We start from the raw sequence: 18,511 nt of genomic DNA on the forward strand, positions 1-18,511 counted from the left end.
AATAAGACCTCCCCTTAGTTCCTTGGCGGATATATGCCGGCAATTGCAATACAATACCTTACAGCCAAATAAGGCTGCATATTGTTATGAGGCTGACTGCTGCCGCTATTGTTCAATGAGTCCGTACTCATCGTTGCCGAAGCATACTGCCCGTAGTTGTTAATGCTCGACTTGCCCCAAACGGCATTCGTCGGATCGGTTGTCGAAACAGCCTGACCTGCTTTCGCAGCATGCGTATGCGCCGGCATTTCATCAACCGTCAGCGTATGCATTTCCTCCCCGCCCGGTTTTCCGGGTAACGGATTCATACCATGAATGACTGCTCTGCCCTGCAAATTCGGCAAGGCAAAATTGATCGTGCCGTTGCCGCCGTACATAACGCCAAGAAGCGAAAACAACGCTGAATTGGTGCTGATCGGGAGCAGCTGTCCCTTGCATTCCATCCACCCTTTTGGAACTCCCCTGCTATACGGAAATGCGCGAATTTCTCCAAGGAAATAATCTGACATGTTGAATAGCCTCCTTAATTAATGTTATTAATACTCGAAATCAGGAAATATTCCGTTTAGCGCGATGATATAATTGCACACGAGAAAAGGCATCATATTATCATGCGGCAAACTGCCGCCTGTCGGCGCGATTGCGGCAGCATTCATTTTTCCGGTAGCGGGTTCATTCGAATATTGCGTAATGTCGCTGATCGCCCAGATCATGCCCGACGGATCAGCGGTCGTTCCTTTCTCCTGGCAAGCAGCCGGCGTATGCGTGTGAACGGGCAGCTCTGCCTCTTTTAAAGTCACTGACTCTGTTCCTGCCGATTGTCCAAGCGGATGTTGGCTGCTTTCGCCGATCATTAATCTTCCCCGTAAATCCGGCAAGGCAAAATTAGTAATGCCGTCTCCCCCGTACGTTGTGCCGATGAGAGTGAACACGACCTCATTTCCGCTAATCTCTAACAATCTGCCGTCACATGGGGCCCAGCCTTCGGGCGCGTAATTACCGGCAAACAATCGAATTTCTCCAACATAAGGCTCACTCATCCTACAAATCCCCCTCATTTTTATTTAAACCGGACAATTTCTTGCCCGGTTTATGCGTTAGTTAGTCTATCAGATGGGCTTGCTGAAGCAATCTGCGAACCATAGCCGCTGTCTCTGCTCTTGTAATCGGAGCATCCGGCTTCAATTCTCCGCCATTGCCTCTTACGATTCCGGCTTTTATTACCGTTGCGGTAACGTTTCTTGCCCAGACGGCCACTTCCTCTTGATCGGCAAATGCCGCCAGCAAGCTTTCCGCTTCGGTCTCATCCACTGCATCCTTCGCTCCAGCGAGCTTCATCGCTCTAGCCATAATCGCTATCGCTTCCACACGGGTAATATTCTGGTTCGGGAGGAACCTACCGTCCTTATACCCATCGACAAGCCCGTAAGAAACCGCGGCAGCTATTGCCTGCGCAAACCAATCGGATGCTGACACATCGGAGAATGCAGGCGCTCCGTTTCCGTCGGCCGCCTTCAAACCAAGGCCTCTAGCAACGATGGCAACAAACTCGGCTCTGGAAATCGCTTGATCCGGAAGGAAATTACCGTTCTTATCTCCTTGAACAATGAGGCGGGAACCGAGATCATTCACCTCATCCTCGCTCCAATGCCCTGCTGTATCGGCAAACTCAGACGTTTTCCGAATGACCGCATAAGTGCTGTTCGTTAAGCTGCTAATGACGGCATAGTATACTCCGTCTTGCTTCACAATCGCGGTCGGCACATGGCGGATTGCGCCATTGCTTTCCAGAACGACGCCTGTAAAGGCAACGCCCGGTTCCGTATCGGACGGAAGCGGAATCATGCGCTGCACATATTGAGCAAAGCGAGCGACTGATTGTTGTTTATCTCCGGAGGATACCGTAATCTCGAAATCTACCGGCCCGGCGACGAGCTGTGCTCCGTTCTTGTTAACGGCAGACTGCATAGCTTGCAGCGTTCCTGCTTCCGGTTTGCTAATGGTAAGGCGGACGGCGTTATTCGCTGGCATTTGGGATAATGGCAACAAGTAAGTTCCGAGCGGTGTTCGAAGCTCGATCACCACTGCATGCCCGTCCAAGCCTTTAAACAGCTCCCCGCTAATCTCGAGCGCGAATTGATCCGCCGCCTCGTCGAGCGAGATCGTAAGTTTGGTGAAAGGCTTGCCTTTAAATTCCTTCAGCAGCTTCTCCTCATCAAAGCTTACTGTCGTAACCGTACGACCGCCTGCCTGCGACGTCTCTACGGTCGCAATCTCCTCTTGAATGGCGCCGTCCACGCCGATCGGGAACGGTTTGCGTCCATGCTCCGGATCTTTCGGCACAGTTCCCCCCGGCGTTGCAATTTTGACATTGACATAAGCCTGGGCTGTACCGCCGTTTCCGTCAGAAACCTGGAATTTAAACTTATCCTTGCCTGATGCTCCGCGCTTCGGCGTATACGTAAACGTATTGCCTGTCACTGTTGCCGTTCCGAGTGTGCCCTGTTCTACAATGCTGTAAGTGAGCGTATCGCCGTCGACATCGGTCGCTGTAAACGAGTCTGTTTTCGCTTTCCCGTACTTCACTTGCACATTGACGATATCTGCAGCAACCGGCACATCATTGACGCCGGCAATCGTCACCGAAATCGTCGCTTTAACGGAAGTTAACGCGCTGTCTTTTGCTGTGAAAGTAAAGCTGTCGCTGCCTGTCGCATTCACATTCGGCGTATACGTATAAGCTCCAGTCGAAGGGTCAGTAATGACAACAGAGCCTTTCGAGGGCTGATCGGCAATGCTGTAGGTCAGCCCGTCCCCCTCTGAATCGGTTGCAGACAGAATAGCTGCGGCTGCCGTCTCTTCCGTAGCTGACAGCGTTCCGGCATTGGCGACAGGCGCATCGTTCACGCCAGCAATCTCCACCGCAACGGTTGCGATATTGGAATTGCCGTCTCCGTCCGCCGCCCTGAACGCGAACGAATCGGCGCCCGTTTCATTTAAGTTTGGCGTATACGTAAATGCTCCCGTCGCTGCATTCGTAATCGCCACCGTTCCTTTACCGCCCTGCGACACTACACTATAAGTGAGCGTGTCTCCTTCCACGTCGGTTGCCGAAAGCGATCCTGTCTTTACTGTATCCTCTGTAACCGAAAGCGTCCCGTCGCTCGCAACCGGCAAATCGTTCACGCCCGCAATCGTAACGGTCACCGTTACGATGCTCGAATCGAGATGCTCATCGCTTGCTTTGAATTGGAACGTATCGGTACCCGATGCATTGAGATTAGGCGTATAGCTGTAAGCTCCGGTAAATTCGTTTAAGAGTTCGACCGTGCCTTTATCACCCTGAGCTTCAATGCTGATTTTCAGGGAATCGCCGTCCACGTCGCTTGCCTCCAAAATGCCGGAATTAGAAGTGTCCTCCGTAACGGCAAGCGTTCCAGCGATCGCGACAGGGGCGTCATTGACCGCAGCAATCGTCACTGAAATCGTCACGATGCCGGAATCCAGCAGCCCGATGTCGCTAGCCTTAAAGGTAAAGCTGTCGCTGCCCGTCGCATTCGGACTTGGCGTGTAAGTAAAGTCGCCCGTTGACGAATCGTCCAGAGTAACCGTTCCTTTGCCTGGCAACCCGACGATTGAGTAGGTCAGATCGTCTCCCTCGGAATCGGCTGCGCTAAGTCTTCCTGTCTTTGCCGTATCCTCGGTTACAGACAGCGTGCCGGGATTCGCAACAGGAGCGTCATTTTCTCCATTTATCGTGATATTGATTGTCGCAATATTGGAATTGGCCTCGCCATCGTTCACCTGGAAGGTGAACGTATCCGTTCCTGTCGCGTCTGCGTTTGGCGTATAGGTATACGCCCCGGTAGACGCATTCGTAATCGAAACCGTACCTTTGCCGCCCTGATCTATCACACTGTAGGTCTGTGTTTCGCCTTCGTCGATATCGGACGACGTCAATATTCCGTTTGCCGCTGTATCCTCAGTAACCGCTAGCGTTCCTCCGTTCGCGACCGGCGGATCATTCACATTGTTGATCGTCACGGTAACCGTCGCGGTATTGGAAAAAAGCGCGGCGTCTTTCGCTCGAAACGTAAACGTATCGTTTCCTGTCGCATTGGCATTCGGCGTGTACGTATACGCGCCTGTTGCTGTATTCGTAATAACAACCGAACCTTTTGCAGGAGAGTCCACAATGCTGTACGTAAGCGCATCGTTCTCGGCATCCGTCGCCGAGAGCGCGCCTGCATTAGCCGAGCTGTCTTCCGCTACGATCAGGGTGCCGTTGCTTGCCGCCGGCGCGTCTGCCTCCGAGCTGATCGTTACGCTTATCGTCGCCGCATTCGAGTAATATTGGTTGTCATATGCTTTTAACTTAAATGAATCAAGACCGGTTGCATTCAGGTTTGGCGTGTAAGTGTACTCGCCTGTCGATGAATTGATGACTACGGTGCCTTTCGCGCCCTGCGCATCCACCCAATAGGTTAAAGGGTTGCCGTCCGCGTCGCTTGCAACAAGCGTTCCTGTCGCTGCGGTATCCTCTGTAACGGCAAGAACGCCATCGGTGGCAGCAGGAGCGTCATTCACATTGTTAATCGTCACGCTAACCGTTGCTATGTTTGAATCAACAGAATTGTCATCTCTTACTTTAAACGTAAAAGTATCGTTCCCGGTGGCGTTTGCATTTGGCGTATAGGTGTATTCGCCTGTTGCCGCATTTGTAAACGCAATTGTCCCTTTTGCAGGAAGCGCAACGATGCTGTAGGTGAGCGTCCCGCTGTCAATGTCAGTCGCCGAAAGATCCCCATTAGCCGCAACATCCTCGGTTACGCTCAACGATCCGTTCGATGCGACTGGCGCATCATTGACCGGATTTATCGTTACGGAAACGGTTTTCTTCGTCGAATAAGCCGCTCCGTCGTATGCTTGGAACGTAAACGAATCGTTGCCGGTTTCATTCAAATCAGGCGTGTATGAAAAATCTCCTGTTGCCGTATTTGTGATCGCAACCGTTCCTTTTGAAGGCTGATCCACGATGCTATATTCCAGCGGATCGGAATCTGCATCCGAGGCGGATAGCGTCGCTGTTTTGGCAACATCCTCCGTCACGGTGAGCGAAGAATTGGAAGCAGTCGGAGCGTTGTTCGGCTCGGTCGTCACAATCAATTTTGCAGTTCCCGCTTCAAATCCAAGCTCTGTAATCGTGCCGCCGCCTCCTATTTCATTGCCTTCGAGAACAAACGTTATCTTTTGGTCTCTGGCATACTCATCTTTTACATAAGTAAGAATGTCGTCGGAATTATCGAATGTAAAAAATCCAGTTGATCCTTGAGCCGGCAAATCAGCTTTTTCCTGATAAATCGTTCCCCACGGTCCAGCGGGTAAAGCGTTAGTCCAGCCATCATTTTCGGCTACTTTCAAATCAATAAACATTTCCCCTGCATTTTCCAGAGAACTTGTAACGTTGATACGCAACACAGCAGAGACGATCTTCTTCCCTGCCAGCCCGCTCAAATCATACTTCAAGGCGGCTATCGTTTGTCCGAAATTGCCTATGCCGACATAGTGGCTGCCGCCGTCGCCACCGACATAGAAGCCGTCGTCATCCTTAAACCCTTCTGCCATCGGCGCTAATTCAGTTGTCGTGGCCGCGAAAGCTACCTTGTGCCCGTATCCGATTGTGAGTGAATGAAGCGTGATTAATAAAGCTAACATTATAGCCAATCTGCGCAGCAATACAAACCCTCCTCTTCTGTTTTCCCTAAACAAATCTAGCAATTAATTTCTATTTATTAACAGTATAATCCAAAAAGGATGCCTTTGGAATTGTTATTTCCAAAAGCATCCTTTAGATGTCAGTCATTCTCACAACTCTTTTATTTTTTTCGCCGTATGCTCGTCGCAAATGATATAAAGCTTCGCATCCGCAGGTATCGGATCATTCAGCTTGCGGTTAATGCCGAGATCGCCGCGGTCCGAAAGCAGCGTCGCCCCTTGCTCCAGCAGCCCTCTGAAAGCGTCGCCGTACGTCCGCCATGCCGCGTTCCGCTTTGCCTCGTAAATGTCGTCGCCATATTGACGGCTCAGCAGCTGCCTGAACAAATCCGAATTGCCCTCCTGCATCGCCGAACGGACGGCAAGCCGGGATATCGCATCATGCGACAGCACAAATTCATTTACTTTGACATGATGGAAATTGCGAATGTGCTTTTCCTGAATAATTTCGACGGTCGTATGCACGTGCGGCGCCATCCGTTCAATGCTCGAAGCGATGAGAAGCGACTTTCCGTCAATAAGCGATGCCTCGTCGATCCGAATATCGCCGAACACGATAGCGGCGCGAGCCCGCTCAATGCCCGCTTTCGTCAGCACCTCATCCTCAGCTGGGTCGCCGCTTATGAAATGAACCTGATGCAAATGCTCCAGCGGATGCTTGCCCGTTTCGTCAATGATGACGATATCGGAATCCGGCATGTGAGACAATATTTCTTCGACCGCCGTCTGCACCTTCTTGCTCCAATTAATAATAATAAAATGATTGGCGCCTCGGAATTGCAACGTCCCTTCCCCCCTTTTTCGCTGTACGTTTGAAATGCCCTCGATAATTTTTCCGATGACCAAGCTGAGAAGACCGATACCGAATACGTACAAAAAAATGGTAAGCACTTTACCCGGCACCGTCTTGGCAAAAAAATCGCCGTAGCCGACTGTCGCCATCGTCGTCAGCACCCAATAGAAAGAATTGAACCAACTGCTGAAGGTAGCCGGCTCCAGCAAATAGGCAATCGTCGCGCTTACGGTTACAAACAGAACAACGCTGACCGTAAGCGTTGTCTTGCTCATTCGCAGCAGCTTAGAAGAAAGCAAACGAATAAAAAGCATGGCAGGCTCCTTTCCTTAACGCCGCTAATTTCCATCACTGGACGCGTCTTCTCATATAGACCCCCTGAACCTGTTCAAAGCCGTACTGTTCATATAATCCGTGAGCGTCCCGCGTTCCCAGCAAGCCTTTCATCCCTTCGAATCGCTCCGAATTGACGATCGTTTCAACTAGTTTTTTTCCTATCCCCTGTCTTTGATAAGCCTCAAGCACAAACACATCGCATACATAGTACACGGTCGCTTCGTCAGTTACGATTCTCGCAAAGGCTACCTGCCGCTCCCCGTCATACACGCCGTAGCACAGCGAATTTTCGATTGACTTCCGTATGCGCTCCTCGGCTCTGTCGCTCGCCCAATAGCTTCGGCTTAAATAGTCGAGTACGATCTCGACATCGACTCTTGATTTATCGTCACTGATCACATATTGCTTATAAACCTTCTCCATTCGAAAACACCTCTATTCCTCATATTGCGCTTCACAGCACAAACTACCACAATATTACCATAACAAATAATTCCTTGAAATAATACTGCAAACCGTACACCTGCATGGTTGCCGACATACAATGGCTCTTGGAGGTGATTGCGATGTTTCAACCGGCATGGTATTCAAAAGCAATGCGCTTGGTCGGCCAGCCCGTAGGCGTCTCCTTGACGAACGGCCAAGGCGTCACCGGCGTTCTGTGCAGCGTCAGCGGGGGTACCGTCGTCCTGCAGGAATATTGTCCTTTTACATATTGGAGGCGGGAAATAACGCTTAGCCGCAGATGAGCAAAAGACGAATGTATATTCGCATTCTGTTTAGCTGCTCTACTTTGAGACGGACGATTTTGACCGCGCGCTCGCTTTTGTTCGGGACAACGGTTTTGAGCTGGCAGGCGAACCGCAGCAATTTGACGACCTTTCCGAAGTGCCGCTGCTTGACCCGGACGGCAATCGCGTCTTGATCGCTTATATGAAACCGTGATGATAACCAAAAATGGCGTGCCAGATGGCACTTCGCGCTGCGCTGCCAGTAGAGCAGCAGCAAACCGGCAGATCATTTTCAAACACTTCTTTGCAAGTCTCGAATGTCTGCCCACGACATAAGCTTAATCCGCTCCCTTTGAATCCATTGTTTAATATCGACATCATTCAGCAATTGCAGCTCTATCTCTCTTTCTTTATAACAGCCTGTTGCTTCAATCAACGCGTCCGTTATTTGAGCAGGATGCACCGTCAACTGCGTAATTCCAGGCTTTATATTTTTAATAAGTTCAATCAGCTGTCTCTTCATTTCCTTGTAACGGTTAAGAGGATTAAAGCAATACGGCAGCAACACGATATCGTCAATGGATAAAATCCCCCTTTCTTTTGCCGAATCCAGTCTTGCTTGAAACCGTTTCTTTTGATCCGCATTCAAAAAGGGCTGTTCCACGATTCGATAAGGCAAGTTAAACGGCAGACGGTACTTTTCACATAAATCAAAGGTTAGTTCTAAAAAGTCTCGTCCTGTGCAGAACCCCATAATGCTCCCCGCATGGCTGTCCAGATGGGTTGGATCGATTCCTCTTGCAATCGCGCTTTGAATCTGTGACTCGATTTCTATGCGAACCTCCTTTTCGTCGGCGTTAGTTTCCAGTAAAGCGGCATCCTTATGAAAGTATCCTTCTGCTGTGAGCAAACTGTTTAAATTGCTTTTTTGAAATACGGGGGTGTAAGAATGCCGCTCGCCGCTGGTTAGAGTTATATGAATGCCAATCTTCTCAACGCCTTGCTTCGTGCACATCTCCATCGCTTCATCCGAGTCCGCGCAAGGCATCATAATCGATGTTGAAGTTATCGCTTGTTGTTCGAACAAATCGACAATGGCTTCATTCGTCCCCTTCGTTATGCCTAAATCGTCCGCATTAATAATTAACACCCGGTCATCAGCCGCAAAACCTAATCTTTGAATCATCAACTACCCCATCCTCCTATTATGAATAAAAATAAAAATAAGGACGCAAACACCGAGAGGTGTTTGCGTCCTTATTTTTTTGCAAAGCCATTAATCTACGGTCATTATACATCAGAAATTCAATTTGTAAATAGCTTTCCTTCATTCAATAATCTCAGTCTCTTGAAGCTTCATACAGTTTCTGCGCCATAAGCTCTGGCCGCGACCTGAAATAAGTCATATGGTCGCCATGCGACTTGATCAGACGAAACATGCCTAAGCGGCTCGACATATGCGGATGCCAGCCGTACCCTTCTCCTTGGGGCAAAACGTTATCCTCCGTTAAGTAGAGGTAGCTTTTCGGCAGCTGCAAAACGTAAAATCGCTTCAAATCCAGCTTTTCAAAAGCCGCCTTCGCCGGTTCCGGACGAATTTCTCCATAAAGCCGCTTCGCCAGCGCAAGGTCGGCCAGATTGACGAAGGCGTCCCGAAACAACGGAAAAGGCAGCATAATCGTATCGTCCTTGGACATCGCTCTTAGCTGCCTAAAAGCCTCTTGCACAGGAGGCGGAAACTGATCCGCAACCGACTGTCCGTCTTCCAGCACGAAGGCATTCATAAACACTAGCCGCTTCAATCGGTCCGGCACCAGCTCCGCCGTTTTCTGTACGACCGAGCCGCCAAAGCTGTGGCCGACAAGCACAACATCGCGCAGCTGATGAGCGATTATATAATCGGCAACCGATCTGGAGATCATGCCATGCGTCACGTTCGGATCCGAGTCATTGCCATGGCCCGGATACTCCGGGACATATACCGCATGCCCCTGCTTCCTCAGCTCGTCGGCAACTCCGTTCCAGAACGTCGTATCTGCCCAAGAGCCGTGAACAAGCACGAACACAAGCCGCTGATGCGCAGCTTGCGGGTAACTCGGATGACCGGCCGCATGAGCGAACGGATGGTGATAGTAAACGGGATGCCGCGGAGCATCGCCATAATAAACATTGTAATTGGATTCATAGGGTGAATAATAGGACATGATAATGATTCCTCTCCCGATAAAATGCGGATATGGGCTATTTTATGCCGGGAGACAGATTTGGGTTCTCGCGTATTGCGCGGTCTTGCCTAAACAGACCTCATTGTTCAGCTTGGAAAATCGTTCTTTGAAGCAGCGCCATCGCTTGAATCATCTGCTCAAGCGTCTCGTCCGTAACGCCTTCCAGCTTCTTCGCCAGCTGATCCTCCATGTAGCCGAAAGCCATTCCCATCAGCGCTTCGCCCTCCGGCGACAGACGGATATATTGCTTTCTTCGATCTTCGGCATCGCTTATTTTCACGCACAATCCTTTATCGGTCAGCTTCTTCAGCTCGCGGCTCGTGTTCGGCATCGACATATCCTTGCAATCGCTAATTTCACTGAGCGTAATCGGCTGCGAAACCGCAATATACTCCAATATGCCGTACTGCGCCTTGGTCAGCTCGCCGATCGGCATTTGCTTCGTCATGTCATTTTGGGTCTGGTGCACCGCGCTAATGAATGGGACAAGCTGCTCGAATAACGCTTTTTTGTTCATCAGGGCCACTCCTTACATCAGGATCTCAAAGCCACTCCTTACACTTATCGGTACCATACCAAATAAATTATCATAAAACAATTATCATAAAATAAGTATCATTTGACAACTAACATGTCCTCGTGATAGCATTTAATTGTCAAATGATAACAATAAAGAGGTGGCCTATGAAAACGCTCATCATCTATACGCATCCTAATCCGAAAAGCTTAAGCAACGCCTTTTTGCAAAAAGTGCTGGAGGGAGGGAGCGAGAATCCGCATATCAACGAAATAAAAGTGATTGATCTGTACGCAGAAGGATTCAATCCCGTGCTCGTGTTCAATGAAAACAAGCGGAGAAGGGATATGCATATCGACCCCGTACTCAGCCAATACCGTGAACAATCGTATTCGTCTATCCGATCTGGTGGGGACGTCCTCCGGCGATGCTGCTCGGCTATATTGACCAGATGTTCGCTTCGAATTTCGCTTACAGGGAAACTGGGGGCTTGCTCCCTGAGGGGCTGTTGAAGGGCAAATCGGTCGTCTGCATTTCTACCATGAAGGGACCGGCGTTGTACCCGCTCCTCTGGCTGAACAATTCGCACAAAATATTAATGCGGAAAGCGCTTTTCAATTACGTGGGAATTAAAAAGGTGAAGTTTTTCGAGTTCGGAGGGATGGAAAGCCCGAAAGGAAAGCATGCGGAAAAGCTGCAGCGAATTTACCGGTATTTTAAAACCGTATCCGCCTAAGGCTCGATATTGCTATGACTGCGGCAGCAGCTTTCCTGACTGGAGCTACCGCCGCAGTCTATCGCTAGGCACGTTGCTGATCTAAGAACGCAAACCACTCCCGATACATATCGGGCGCGCCTTCTCCAAGCCATATTAAATGCCCCCACGATTCCAGTTCGTACAGACGAGACTTAGCAATATGCCGCTCTGCATAGCGTGCATGCTCCAAAGGGACGAGACCGTCATACTTGCTATGCAGGATCAGCACAGGGCATTGAATCGTTGAAATAGCGGCAGTCCAATCATTCCCGGTCTGTTCCAAGTCAAGCAAAAACCCGTGCCCCGACCTCTGCCGATTCAACATGCGGCGATACAATTCCCTGTCTTCGGCGCTGAACTGCGGCAATATTTCTTTCTTCGGCCGTTTGCTGAACGAAACAATCGTATGTTTAAACATAGCCGAAGGTATCCAATTGTGCAGAAGTCTCATTAAAGACCATAAATATTTCTCAACCGTAGGCCTGAACATGAATCGGGCCGTTTGGTATAACGAATCCTTCGGCGTCAACCACGTATGCGTTACGGCCGATTGCAAGACAAGACTTCTTACTCGCTCAGGAAAGCGTGACGCCAACACAATGCCGCTTGGTCCCCCTGCAGAAATCGCAACGACATGAATTTTCTGTATGCGAAGGTAATCCAGCAGCTCGATATAAGCTTCGCAAGCCGTTTCAAGCGTATGCCCGATTGCTTTTGCCGATAGCCCGTACCCCGGTCTGCTCGGAGTAATGATCGAATAATTTCGAGCCAAAAGCTCGTCATAGCCAAACTCCTCGTAACAATTCGAATGTCCTCCATGCATCACTAAAACCGGCTCTCCATGGCCGAGAACGGTATATTCCAGCACAAGTCCCGCTTTCGTTTTAAAAAGATTCCGCATTTGCAACGCCCCCTAAAAAATGAATATAAATTCACTATTGAACCAAAAAGGAGACGTTTCCTTATTCATTAAAGAAACGTCTGTAATCCCTTATACCAGATCAAAAGATATTGCCTTATCATGCGTTTGCATGCTTCTGAATCGGAATTGCGGCGAATCGTTTCGAAGTACCCTTGCATGAACGCTGCGGAGATCGACATCGCTACGTCTTCATCTAATGGCTCGAGCGGCTGCTTCTTGTTATAGGCAGACAAATGGCCGATCAAATGATTCGCCATCATCTGATTCACGCTCAGCATAGCGCCTTCATGCCGTGTTCCCTTCGATCCATAAATAAGGATCAAAAGTTGTACCCGGCGTTTCTGAGCGATATCCGTAAGCACTTGTACGATCGAATCGATGACAGCCCCTTCGCCTTTCGCTTGAGTCCCTTCGCCATGTCCGTTAATCATGTAGTCCAGATCTTGATTCGCCGGTTCTACGACAGCATCGAACAGCGCTTCTTTCCCTGCAAAATACCGATATAAATTGCCTGCCGAAATGGCTACTTTATCGGCGATTCTTTTGACGGAAGCCTCCGCATAGCCATACTCGGCAAACTCTTCGCAAGCCGCATTCAAAATCGCTTCCCGCAGTTCGCTTTTCAATACCTGCACCATAAATGAACCTCCATTCATTTTTATAATATAAAAAGAAACGACCGAATGCAAGGCATTCACGCCTGCAAATCGGCCGTTCCTTAAAATCAACTCAATCAGGCCTCGCCAGCCTTCGGCCATTCGCCGACAAACTCCTTATCATCATAAGCGAAATAGCGGCTTAAAATCGTATCCTGATCATCTAAAAACAGCTGTTCCGCCACAGCCGAAGCGATCTTGGGCACGCCGCAGCGCATACCGGACAATGCAGAGGCGGACACGCCAAAGCTGATTAACGCCGAATAGCTGAATGTAAAAAGTCCGTGAAGCCGCTTCTCGCCTTCTTCATCACGGCTGGTGAACGCGAATCCGGGGCTCAAGTAAGGGTGCGCATCAAGCGCCGGGTTGGCAAGCTCCTGCGGCGCGGCAAACCGATCGCCCCAACGGGCGATATGGCGCTCGACGAGCCTCAGCTCCGGACGGAAGGACGGGTCAGTCAGCAGCCCCGTGCTAATAATGAGAAAATCGAAGGCGTGCTTCCCTTGCGGGGTCGTCACCGTCACCCCTTCTCCATCCGCTTCAACGTCCAGCCATGGCGCTCCTAAATGCAGCCGAAAGCCTGGCCGGGAAACCGCGCGTTCGAACGTATCGTTCGTCGGCGGCTGGTTGTTTTTGAAAAAATGCGCCATCACCGCATATTTCTCCTCGTCCGCTAAAGAAGGATAGCGCTCGATCATGCCCGAGACCTCCATTTGCCGGATCGGGTTAATGCGCGGCAGCTCCTTGCGGCGGACGAACACATGCGCTTCGGACACTCCTTCTGCAAGTGCGAAGTTAGCGTTATCGAAAGCCGAGGCTCCGCCGCCGAGCACCGCGATCCGTTTGCCCTTTAACGAACCGAAATCGATGCGATCCGCCGTATGGGCATACAAATGCGGCGAAAGCTTTGCGGATATCATCGGCGGAACATGCCACTCGCCGCCGCCCTGAATGCCGGTCGCAAGCACAACCTTTCGGGCAAGCAGCGGTTCCTCCCGCGCTCCCGCTCTTTCTATATGAAGCCGGTGAAGACCTTCCTCTCCCGGCTCTATCAGATTAAGCTTCACTTCATTAACGACGGGCAGATCGAGAATACTCCGGTACCAGCGCAAATAGTTCATCCAATCGCCGCGCGGAATTTTATCTACCGCCTCCCAGCCCTCTGCGCCGTGCTGCGCTTCCCACCACGAACGAAATGTCAACGACGGTATGCCGAGATCAACCGAGGTCAAGTGCTTCGGCGTGCGCAGCGTCATCATCCTTGCGTACGTTTCCCACGGCCCTTCGTAGCCCTCCGGATTCTCATCAATGACCACGATATTGGCTATCCGCTCGCGCAGCAAAGCGAATGCGATGCTAAGTCCGCTCTGTCCGCCGCCGACAATGACAACATCATATACATGCCCGTCGGCATGGCTGCGAGGGCGTACCCAATTGGGCCCTCCATACGCCAAATAAGAAAGATCGGTTTTTACTCTTGCATTCAACGCCTCAAGACTCATATCGATCCAACCTTTCCAAGGATGATCTGCTTTATCGCCAACTCGCAACATGTCAGCATCTCGCACACGAAACGTTATATATGAATCTATTTTATCGCCCCAAACTTGCTGTGGAAAGTTGGCCTTCGATTTCTTAGCATCACGCATAAATTATGAACGGCGAATTGTGTATATTTACGAAGAGTAGCGTTTGTGATACATTAATGGCATATCCGATACAATTCGTATCACCCGGAGCGTGAATAACTATGAATCCAACCCCCGGCATAAGCGTCGCCGTGACAACTTGCAATCGGGCCCATTATTTGCGGGACTGCCTGCAATCCATTTGCACTCAAACATTGCTTCCAACTGAAATTATCGTCAGCGAGGATGGGGCCGATTCTGAAACGAGGCAGGTCATTGAACAATGCGCGCAGGAGCATCGCCACATTACAATTGTGCATATAGTCAACGATCCGCCGTTAGGCCAGCTAGCCAATCGCCAGCAAGCCATCACGTCAACCTCCTGCGAATATGTGGCGATGCTTGATGACGATGACATCTGGTATGCGAAATTTCTCGAAGTCCACTACCGTCATCTCCTTGCCAATCCGTCATGCGGCTTTTCTTGCTCCAACCATTCCTTCATGAATGAGAAGGGCGTTGACCAGCCTGCCGAATTCGAGCGGTTCCAGGCCTTTTCCGGAAGAGACCAATTACAAACCGCTGTCTATAACGATGTTTTTATCCAGACGATAACGAATAAAGCTTGCCTGTTCTGCATCATCTTTTGTCTCTACCGCAGAAGCGTTCTGGAGCAAGTCGGCTTCTTTCAAAGCTACGGGGGGCTGGTTCCTGATCTTGCGCTGATGCTTTCTCTCGGTGCGCATCGGGTCAATGCCGTCTATATAGACCGGATATTGGGCTCGAGCCGTATGCATGGCGGCCAGCAATCGAATAAAAGGCTGGAGAACAGCATCAGCAAGGTCGAAGCGCTGCAGGAAATACGGACGCGACACAAAACGATGCTCACCGGCAAGGAGCAAAAAATGCTGCGAAAGCAGCTGACGCAAGCGGTCATCGAGTGCGCAATCGCTTACGCGCATAGCAATCGCAAGCAGCAAGCGGCCCGTTTGCTGCTTCAAATACGCGGAGTGAGCGCAATCCCGCTCAAACGGCTTGTTGTCCTGCTGGCGCTGCTCATGGGAGCCAGGAAAAGAAGCCGCGCCGTATAATCCGTAAAGACTGCCTGAGTTAGCGTACGTTTTTGCGGTATTGATTCGGCGGCAGGCCGGCGATTTTTTTGAAGGAGGTGCTGAAATAATGCTGCGATTCGTACCCGGTCCGCTCCGCGATCTCGCCCATCGTCATTTCGGTCTCGCTCAACAGGCGGATCGCCTGCTTAATTCTCGTCTGCGTCAGTACATTAATAAACGATGCTCCGACCTCCTGCTTGAACAACCGGCTCAAATAGACCGTCGACACGTTCAGCTCGTTCGCAATGCCCTCCAGCGACAGCTCCTGATCGGAGTAGCGTTCCGCGATGATCTCTTTCGTTCGGCGCACAAATGGCGTCAGCCGCGTCTCCGTGTTCACCGCCGCTTTCGCTTCTTTGTAAAGCGACGGCACATCGCCCGCTGTGTTAGGCAGGAAGCTGGTCACTACCGTAATTTTGAGATAATCGGCGATTGCCGCTTCGATCTGTTGGAATACGGAATTGTCGGGGCTGCCCCATACGAGCACGACAATCAGCCCGACCTCATCGCGAAAATGAACTGCTGTATAGTCGCGCAGATGCTCCTCCGCAATATTTTCAATCGCAAACAGCAGCAGCTGCCGATCTTTTTCCGAGAAAAAGGCTTTGCCCTTCGATTGCTCCGGCCAACGAATGACACCTAAGCGATCGGGCGAAACATCCGGCATTTTCAAAAAAGAAAGCTGCTCCTTCATTTCCTCCTCGCCAAGCTCGCCCTTCATCCACTCCAGGCAAAACCGTTCGCGGAGCAGCGAAAAGTTCTTCTCAATCTGCTTGGAGGCCATGTGCAGAAGCTCCTCGTTAACCGTCGACTGCTCCAGCTTTTGCACCAGCTTTCTCAGCACCTCCGTCAGCGCTCCCGGATTGACCGGCTTCAATATATAATCGTCAACCTCAAGCTTGATCGCTTCGTACGCGTAAGCAAATTCATCATGGCCGGTAATGATGACGATTTTGCATTGCGGAAGCTCCTTGCGGATATGGCCGATTAAAGTAAGACCGTTCATAATCGGCATGCTCAAGTCGACGAGCATTATATTCGCTTGCGTCTGAATAGCAAGCTCCAGCGCTTCTTCGCCGTCCTCCGCTTCGCCGACAACTTCCATATTCAGTTCGCTCCAAGGGATTGAGCCGCGAATGCCCTCCCGAATAATCGCCTCATCATCCGCGATTAATGTCTTCCAGCTGCGTGCCATTTCCGTCCCATCCTTTCCGGCGAATAATTGGATGCTTGATCGTTACGGTCGTGCCCTGTTTTTGCACGCTTTCAATCTCCAGCCCATAAGGCTCTCCAAAGCTTAAACGGATCCGTTCCTGCACGTTGCGCAAGCCGTAGCTCGCGCCAGCCCCGACGCTTGCAGTTGCGTGTCCATGCCCGCCGCTTTCTGCTTTCGCTCCGCCTTCGCGGTCTTCCGTTGCTGCCGGCACCGCTTCAAGCGCCGCACGCAGCTCGGCAAGCCGCTCCTCCGACATGCCGACCCCATCATCGCGAATAACGATTTCAAGCAGCCCGGCATGAACTCTGGCACGGATAGCGATGATACCCGGACCTCTTCGTTCTTTAATGCCGTGATAGATCGAATTTTCGACCACCGGCTGAAGAATGAGCTTCAGCACCTGCACGTCGCCGCAGCTCTCATCAATATCAATCGTATAATTCAGCTTATCCTTGTACCTGGTTTTCTGGATTTTCAGATAGCTTCGGATATGCTCATACTCGTCCTCCAGCGGAATCATTTCCTGACCTTTACTGAGGCCGATACGGAACAGCTTCGACAGCGCCTCCACCATCTCCGTCGCTTCCTTCGCGCCATCCTTCCGGGCAAGCCACTGAATCGTGTCCAGCGTGTTGTACAAGAAATGCGGCTGAATATGCGCTTGAAGGCTGCGCAGCTCGGCTTCCCTCTTCAGCCGCTGCTCCTCCCACACCTGCGCAATGAGGCGGGTCATCTGCGACAGCATTTTGTTGAAGCTGCGGCCCAGCATGCCGACCTCATCCTCCCGCTCCTCGGGAATTCGGATTTGCATATTGCCCTCCTCAACCTTGCGCATAAAGGAGGACAGCTGCGAAATCGGCCGCGAAATAGAATGAGACAAATAATAGGACGCTGCGATACCGAGCATACAGACGACAAACACGAAAACAACGAGGTAAAGATTGATATCCTTAATCTCCTTCACGCTGTCCTGAACGTCAAACACGCCCACCGTCGTCCAATTCGTAAACGGCGATTTCTGATAAATAAACTGCAGCTCCCGGCCTTCAAGCTTCTGCGAAAACATGCCGGAGCTGTTGCCGCCGAGCAGCGACATATCCATACTGCCGATTTTGGAATTACGGGGCGCATAGATGCTCTCGCCAACGTCGTTGATAACCATTAAATATCCCGACTTGCCGAGCCTGACGTCGCGGACCGTTTCCGCAATGACCCGCAGCTTCAAATCGATCAGCACGACGCCTTGCGTTTTCTGCGTATCCGGGTCCTGAATGGCCCGTACAACCGAGACAACCTCGTTGTCCTTATAGTTGGCATGCGTAGTGACGTTTCGGCTGAACGGATGACCGATCATTTTGAAAATGCCTTTCGCTTGAACCGCTTCTTTGTACCAGCTCTCTTCAGTCAAGCTGCGGTCGGTCCGCGCATACATTTCGTTGCTGAAATAGTCGCCGTTCGCTTCGACTACCATAATTCCGGCTACCTCCGAATAAAGCGCGGTAAAGCTTTGCAAAAACTTCGCCAGCTTGTACTGCTCATGCTCCCCTTCAATCGCCGAGTGCCCTTCCTTCAGAAAGGACTGAATCTCCGGGTTCATCGAGATAAAGTACGAAATATTTTGAATGTTGCCGGCATAGGCATCCAGCGACTTATTTACGTTATCGATCAATTGCATCGTATGCTCATTGACCTGTTTTTCTACAATGCCGTTAACGGCCCATCCCATTAACAATCCGATGCCGAGAGCCGGGAGGGTGCTGATCAGCAAAAAATGAACGATCAATTTGTACCGAATCGTCCAGTTATTGAGCTGAAACCATTTTTGCAGCCGTCTTAGCGCCAT

At 50.7% G+C, this 18,511-nt stretch carries 15 protein-coding genes and 1 pseudogene; 3 read left to right on the forward strand and 13 right to left on the reverse strand.

What is annotated here, in order from left to right:
- Positions 1-14: 14 nt before the first annotated feature.
- From GOM71_RS01420 to GOM71_RS01440, 5 genes are all read right to left on the reverse strand, one after another.
- Positions 15-509 carry a phage tail protein gene (locus tag GOM71_RS01420; RefSeq protein WP_156277694.1) on the reverse strand — a complete coding sequence of 165 codons (495 nt, stop codon included), beginning with the start codon at positions 507-509 and terminating at the stop codon, positions 15-17.
- A gap of 27 nt (positions 510-536) precedes the next feature.
- Positions 537-1,040 carry a phage tail protein gene (locus GOM71_RS01425; protein WP_156277700.1) on the reverse strand — a complete coding sequence of 168 codons (504 nt, stop codon included), beginning with the start codon at positions 1,038-1,040 and terminating at the stop codon, positions 537-539.
- Positions 1,041-1,101: 61 nt separating this feature from the next.
- Positions 1,102-5,715 (reverse strand): S-layer homology domain-containing protein, encoded by a 4,614-nt coding sequence (locus GOM71_RS01430; protein ID WP_173275039.1) that lies wholly within the window; start codon positions 5,713-5,715, stop codon positions 1,102-1,104.
- Positions 5,716-5,865: 150 nt separating this feature from the next.
- A complete protein-coding gene (locus GOM71_RS01435) occupies positions 5,866-6,882 on the reverse strand; it encodes a potassium channel family protein (protein ID WP_156277708.1) in 1,017 nt (338 codons plus the stop codon).
- Positions 6,883-6,916: 34 nt separating this feature from the next.
- The gene (locus tag GOM71_RS01440; RefSeq protein WP_156277710.1) at positions 6,917-7,327 is read right to left on the reverse strand and encodes a GNAT family N-acetyltransferase; all 411 of its coding nucleotides are present in this window, start codon (positions 7,325-7,327) and stop codon (positions 6,917-6,919) included.
- Positions 7,328-7,470: 143 nt separating this feature from the next.
- On the opposite strand from GOM71_RS01440, the gene GOM71_RS01445 reads away from it, so the two are divergent.
- Positions 7,471-7,653, forward strand: a complete 183-nt coding sequence (locus GOM71_RS01445) for a hypothetical protein (protein WP_156277712.1) — start codon at positions 7,471-7,473, stop codon at positions 7,651-7,653.
- A 274-nt stretch (positions 7,654-7,927) separates the two neighbouring features.
- On the opposite strand, the gene GOM71_RS01450 is transcribed toward GOM71_RS01445, so the two are convergent.
- The 3 genes from GOM71_RS01450 to GOM71_RS01460 all read right to left on the reverse strand — a co-directional run bounded on the left by GOM71_RS01450 (position 7,928) and on the right by GOM71_RS01460 (position 10,377).
- On the reverse strand, positions 7,928-8,821 hold the full coding sequence (locus GOM71_RS01450; protein ID WP_156277715.1) for a polysaccharide deacetylase family protein: 894 nt from the start codon (positions 8,819-8,821) through the stop codon (positions 7,928-7,930).
- 154 nt (positions 8,822-8,975) lie between these two features.
- Positions 8,976-9,839 (reverse strand): alpha/beta fold hydrolase, encoded by an 864-nt coding sequence (locus tag GOM71_RS01455; protein ID WP_156277718.1) that lies wholly within the window; start codon positions 9,837-9,839, stop codon positions 8,976-8,978.
- Between the two features lie 100 nt (positions 9,840-9,939).
- Complete coding sequence (locus GOM71_RS01460; RefSeq protein ID WP_156277720.1) at positions 9,940-10,377, reverse strand: MarR family winged helix-turn-helix transcriptional regulator; 438 nt, start codon at positions 10,375-10,377, stop codon at positions 9,940-9,942.
- A gap of 167 nt (positions 10,378-10,544) precedes the next feature.
- Here GOM71_RS01460 and GOM71_RS01465 point away from each other — a divergent pair.
- Positions 10,545-11,113 (forward strand): annotated as a pseudogene (locus GOM71_RS01465) (NAD(P)H-dependent oxidoreductase).
- A gap of 64 nt (positions 11,114-11,177) precedes the next feature.
- Here the strand turns inward: GOM71_RS01465 and GOM71_RS01470 are convergent.
- From GOM71_RS01470 to GOM71_RS01480, 3 genes are all read right to left on the reverse strand, one after another.
- Complete coding sequence (locus tag GOM71_RS01470) at positions 11,178-12,035, reverse strand: alpha/beta fold hydrolase (protein ID WP_156277722.1); 858 nt, start codon at positions 12,033-12,035, stop codon at positions 11,178-11,180.
- A 68-nt stretch (positions 12,036-12,103) separates the two neighbouring features.
- The gene (locus tag GOM71_RS01475) at positions 12,104-12,814 is read right to left on the reverse strand and encodes a TetR/AcrR family transcriptional regulator (RefSeq protein ID WP_253944631.1); all 711 of its coding nucleotides are present in this window, start codon (positions 12,812-12,814) and stop codon (positions 12,104-12,106) included.
- Positions 12,790-14,214 carry an FAD/NAD(P)-binding protein gene (locus GOM71_RS01480; RefSeq protein WP_156278076.1) on the reverse strand — a complete coding sequence of 475 codons (1,425 nt, stop codon included), beginning with the start codon at positions 14,212-14,214 and terminating at the stop codon, positions 12,790-12,792. Before GOM71_RS01480 ends, GOM71_RS01475 begins: the two co-directional genes overlap by 25 nt.
- A gap of 248 nt (positions 14,215-14,462) precedes the next feature.
- Here GOM71_RS01480 and GOM71_RS01485 point away from each other — a divergent pair, with 248 nt between their 5' ends.
- Positions 14,463-15,431 (forward strand): glycosyltransferase family 2 protein, encoded by a 969-nt coding sequence (locus tag GOM71_RS01485; RefSeq protein ID WP_156277724.1) that lies wholly within the window; start codon positions 14,463-14,465, stop codon positions 15,429-15,431.
- A gap of 19 nt (positions 15,432-15,450) precedes the next feature.
- Here the strand turns inward: GOM71_RS01485 and GOM71_RS01490 are convergent, their stop codons facing one another.
- On the reverse strand, positions 15,451-16,647 hold the full coding sequence (locus tag GOM71_RS01490; protein ID WP_156277727.1) for a response regulator transcription factor: 1,197 nt from the start codon (positions 16,645-16,647) through the stop codon (positions 15,451-15,453).
- The gene (locus GOM71_RS01495) at positions 16,613-18,511 is read right to left on the reverse strand and encodes a cache domain-containing sensor histidine kinase (RefSeq protein ID WP_156277733.1); all 1,899 of its coding nucleotides are present in this window, start codon (positions 18,509-18,511) and stop codon (positions 16,613-16,615) included. The genes GOM71_RS01490 and GOM71_RS01495 overlap by 35 nt, the downstream gene beginning before the upstream one ends.

The organism is Paenibacillus sp. NEAU-GSW1 (genome assembly GCF_009737085.1).
Classification (GTDB): domain Bacteria; phylum Bacillota; class Bacilli; order Paenibacillales; family Paenibacillaceae; genus Pristimantibacillus.

Excerpts from the sequence above, each read along its gene's own strand:
- GOM71_RS01495 (WP_156277733.1), bottom strand. The coding sequence starts at position 18,511 with ATGGCGCTAAGACGGCTGCAAAAATGGTTTCAGCTCAATAACTGGACG.
- GOM71_RS01425 (WP_156277700.1), bottom strand. The coding sequence starts at position 1,040 with ATGAGTGAGCCTTATGTTGGAGAAATTCGATTGTTTGCCGGTAATTAC.
- GOM71_RS01490 (WP_156277727.1), bottom strand. The coding sequence starts at position 16,647 with ATGGCACGCAGCTGGAAGACATTAATCGCGGATGATGAGGCGATTATT.
- GOM71_RS01485 (WP_156277724.1), top strand. The coding sequence starts at position 14,463 with ATGAATCCAACCCCCGGCATAAGCGTCGCCGTGACAACTTGCAATCGG.
- GOM71_RS01430 (WP_173275039.1), bottom strand. The coding sequence starts at position 5,715 with ATGTTAGCTTTATTAATCACGCTTCATTCACTCACAATCGGATACGGG.
- GOM71_RS01455 (WP_156277718.1), bottom strand. The coding sequence starts at position 9,839 with ATGTCCTATTATTCACCCTATGAATCCAATTACAATGTTTATTATGGC.
- GOM71_RS01480 (WP_156278076.1), bottom strand. The coding sequence starts at position 14,214 with ATGAGTCTTGAGGCGTTGAATGCAAGAGTAAAAACCGATCTTTCTTAT.
- GOM71_RS01470 (WP_156277722.1), bottom strand. The coding sequence starts at position 12,035 with ATGCGGAATCTTTTTAAAACGAAAGCGGGACTTGTGCTGGAATATACC.
- GOM71_RS01440 (WP_156277710.1), bottom strand. The coding sequence starts at position 7,327 with ATGGAGAAGGTTTATAAGCAATATGTGATCAGTGACGATAAATCAAGA.
- GOM71_RS01475 (WP_253944631.1), bottom strand. The coding sequence starts at position 12,814 with ATGGCCGAAGGCTGGCGAGGCCTGATTGAGTTGATTTTAAGGAACGGC.
- GOM71_RS01435 (WP_156277708.1), bottom strand. The coding sequence starts at position 6,882 with ATGCTTTTTATTCGTTTGCTTTCTTCTAAGCTGCTGCGAATGAGCAAG.
- GOM71_RS01445 (WP_156277712.1), top strand. The coding sequence starts at position 7,471 with ATGTTTCAACCGGCATGGTATTCAAAAGCAATGCGCTTGGTCGGCCAG.
- GOM71_RS01450 (WP_156277715.1), bottom strand. The coding sequence starts at position 8,821 with ATGATTCAAAGATTAGGTTTTGCGGCTGATGACCGGGTGTTAATTATT.
- GOM71_RS01460 (WP_156277720.1), bottom strand. The coding sequence starts at position 10,377 with ATGAACAAAAAAGCGTTATTCGAGCAGCTTGTCCCATTCATTAGCGCG.
- GOM71_RS01420 (WP_156277694.1), bottom strand. The coding sequence starts at position 509 with ATGTCAGATTATTTCCTTGGAGAAATTCGCGCATTTCCGTATAGCAGG.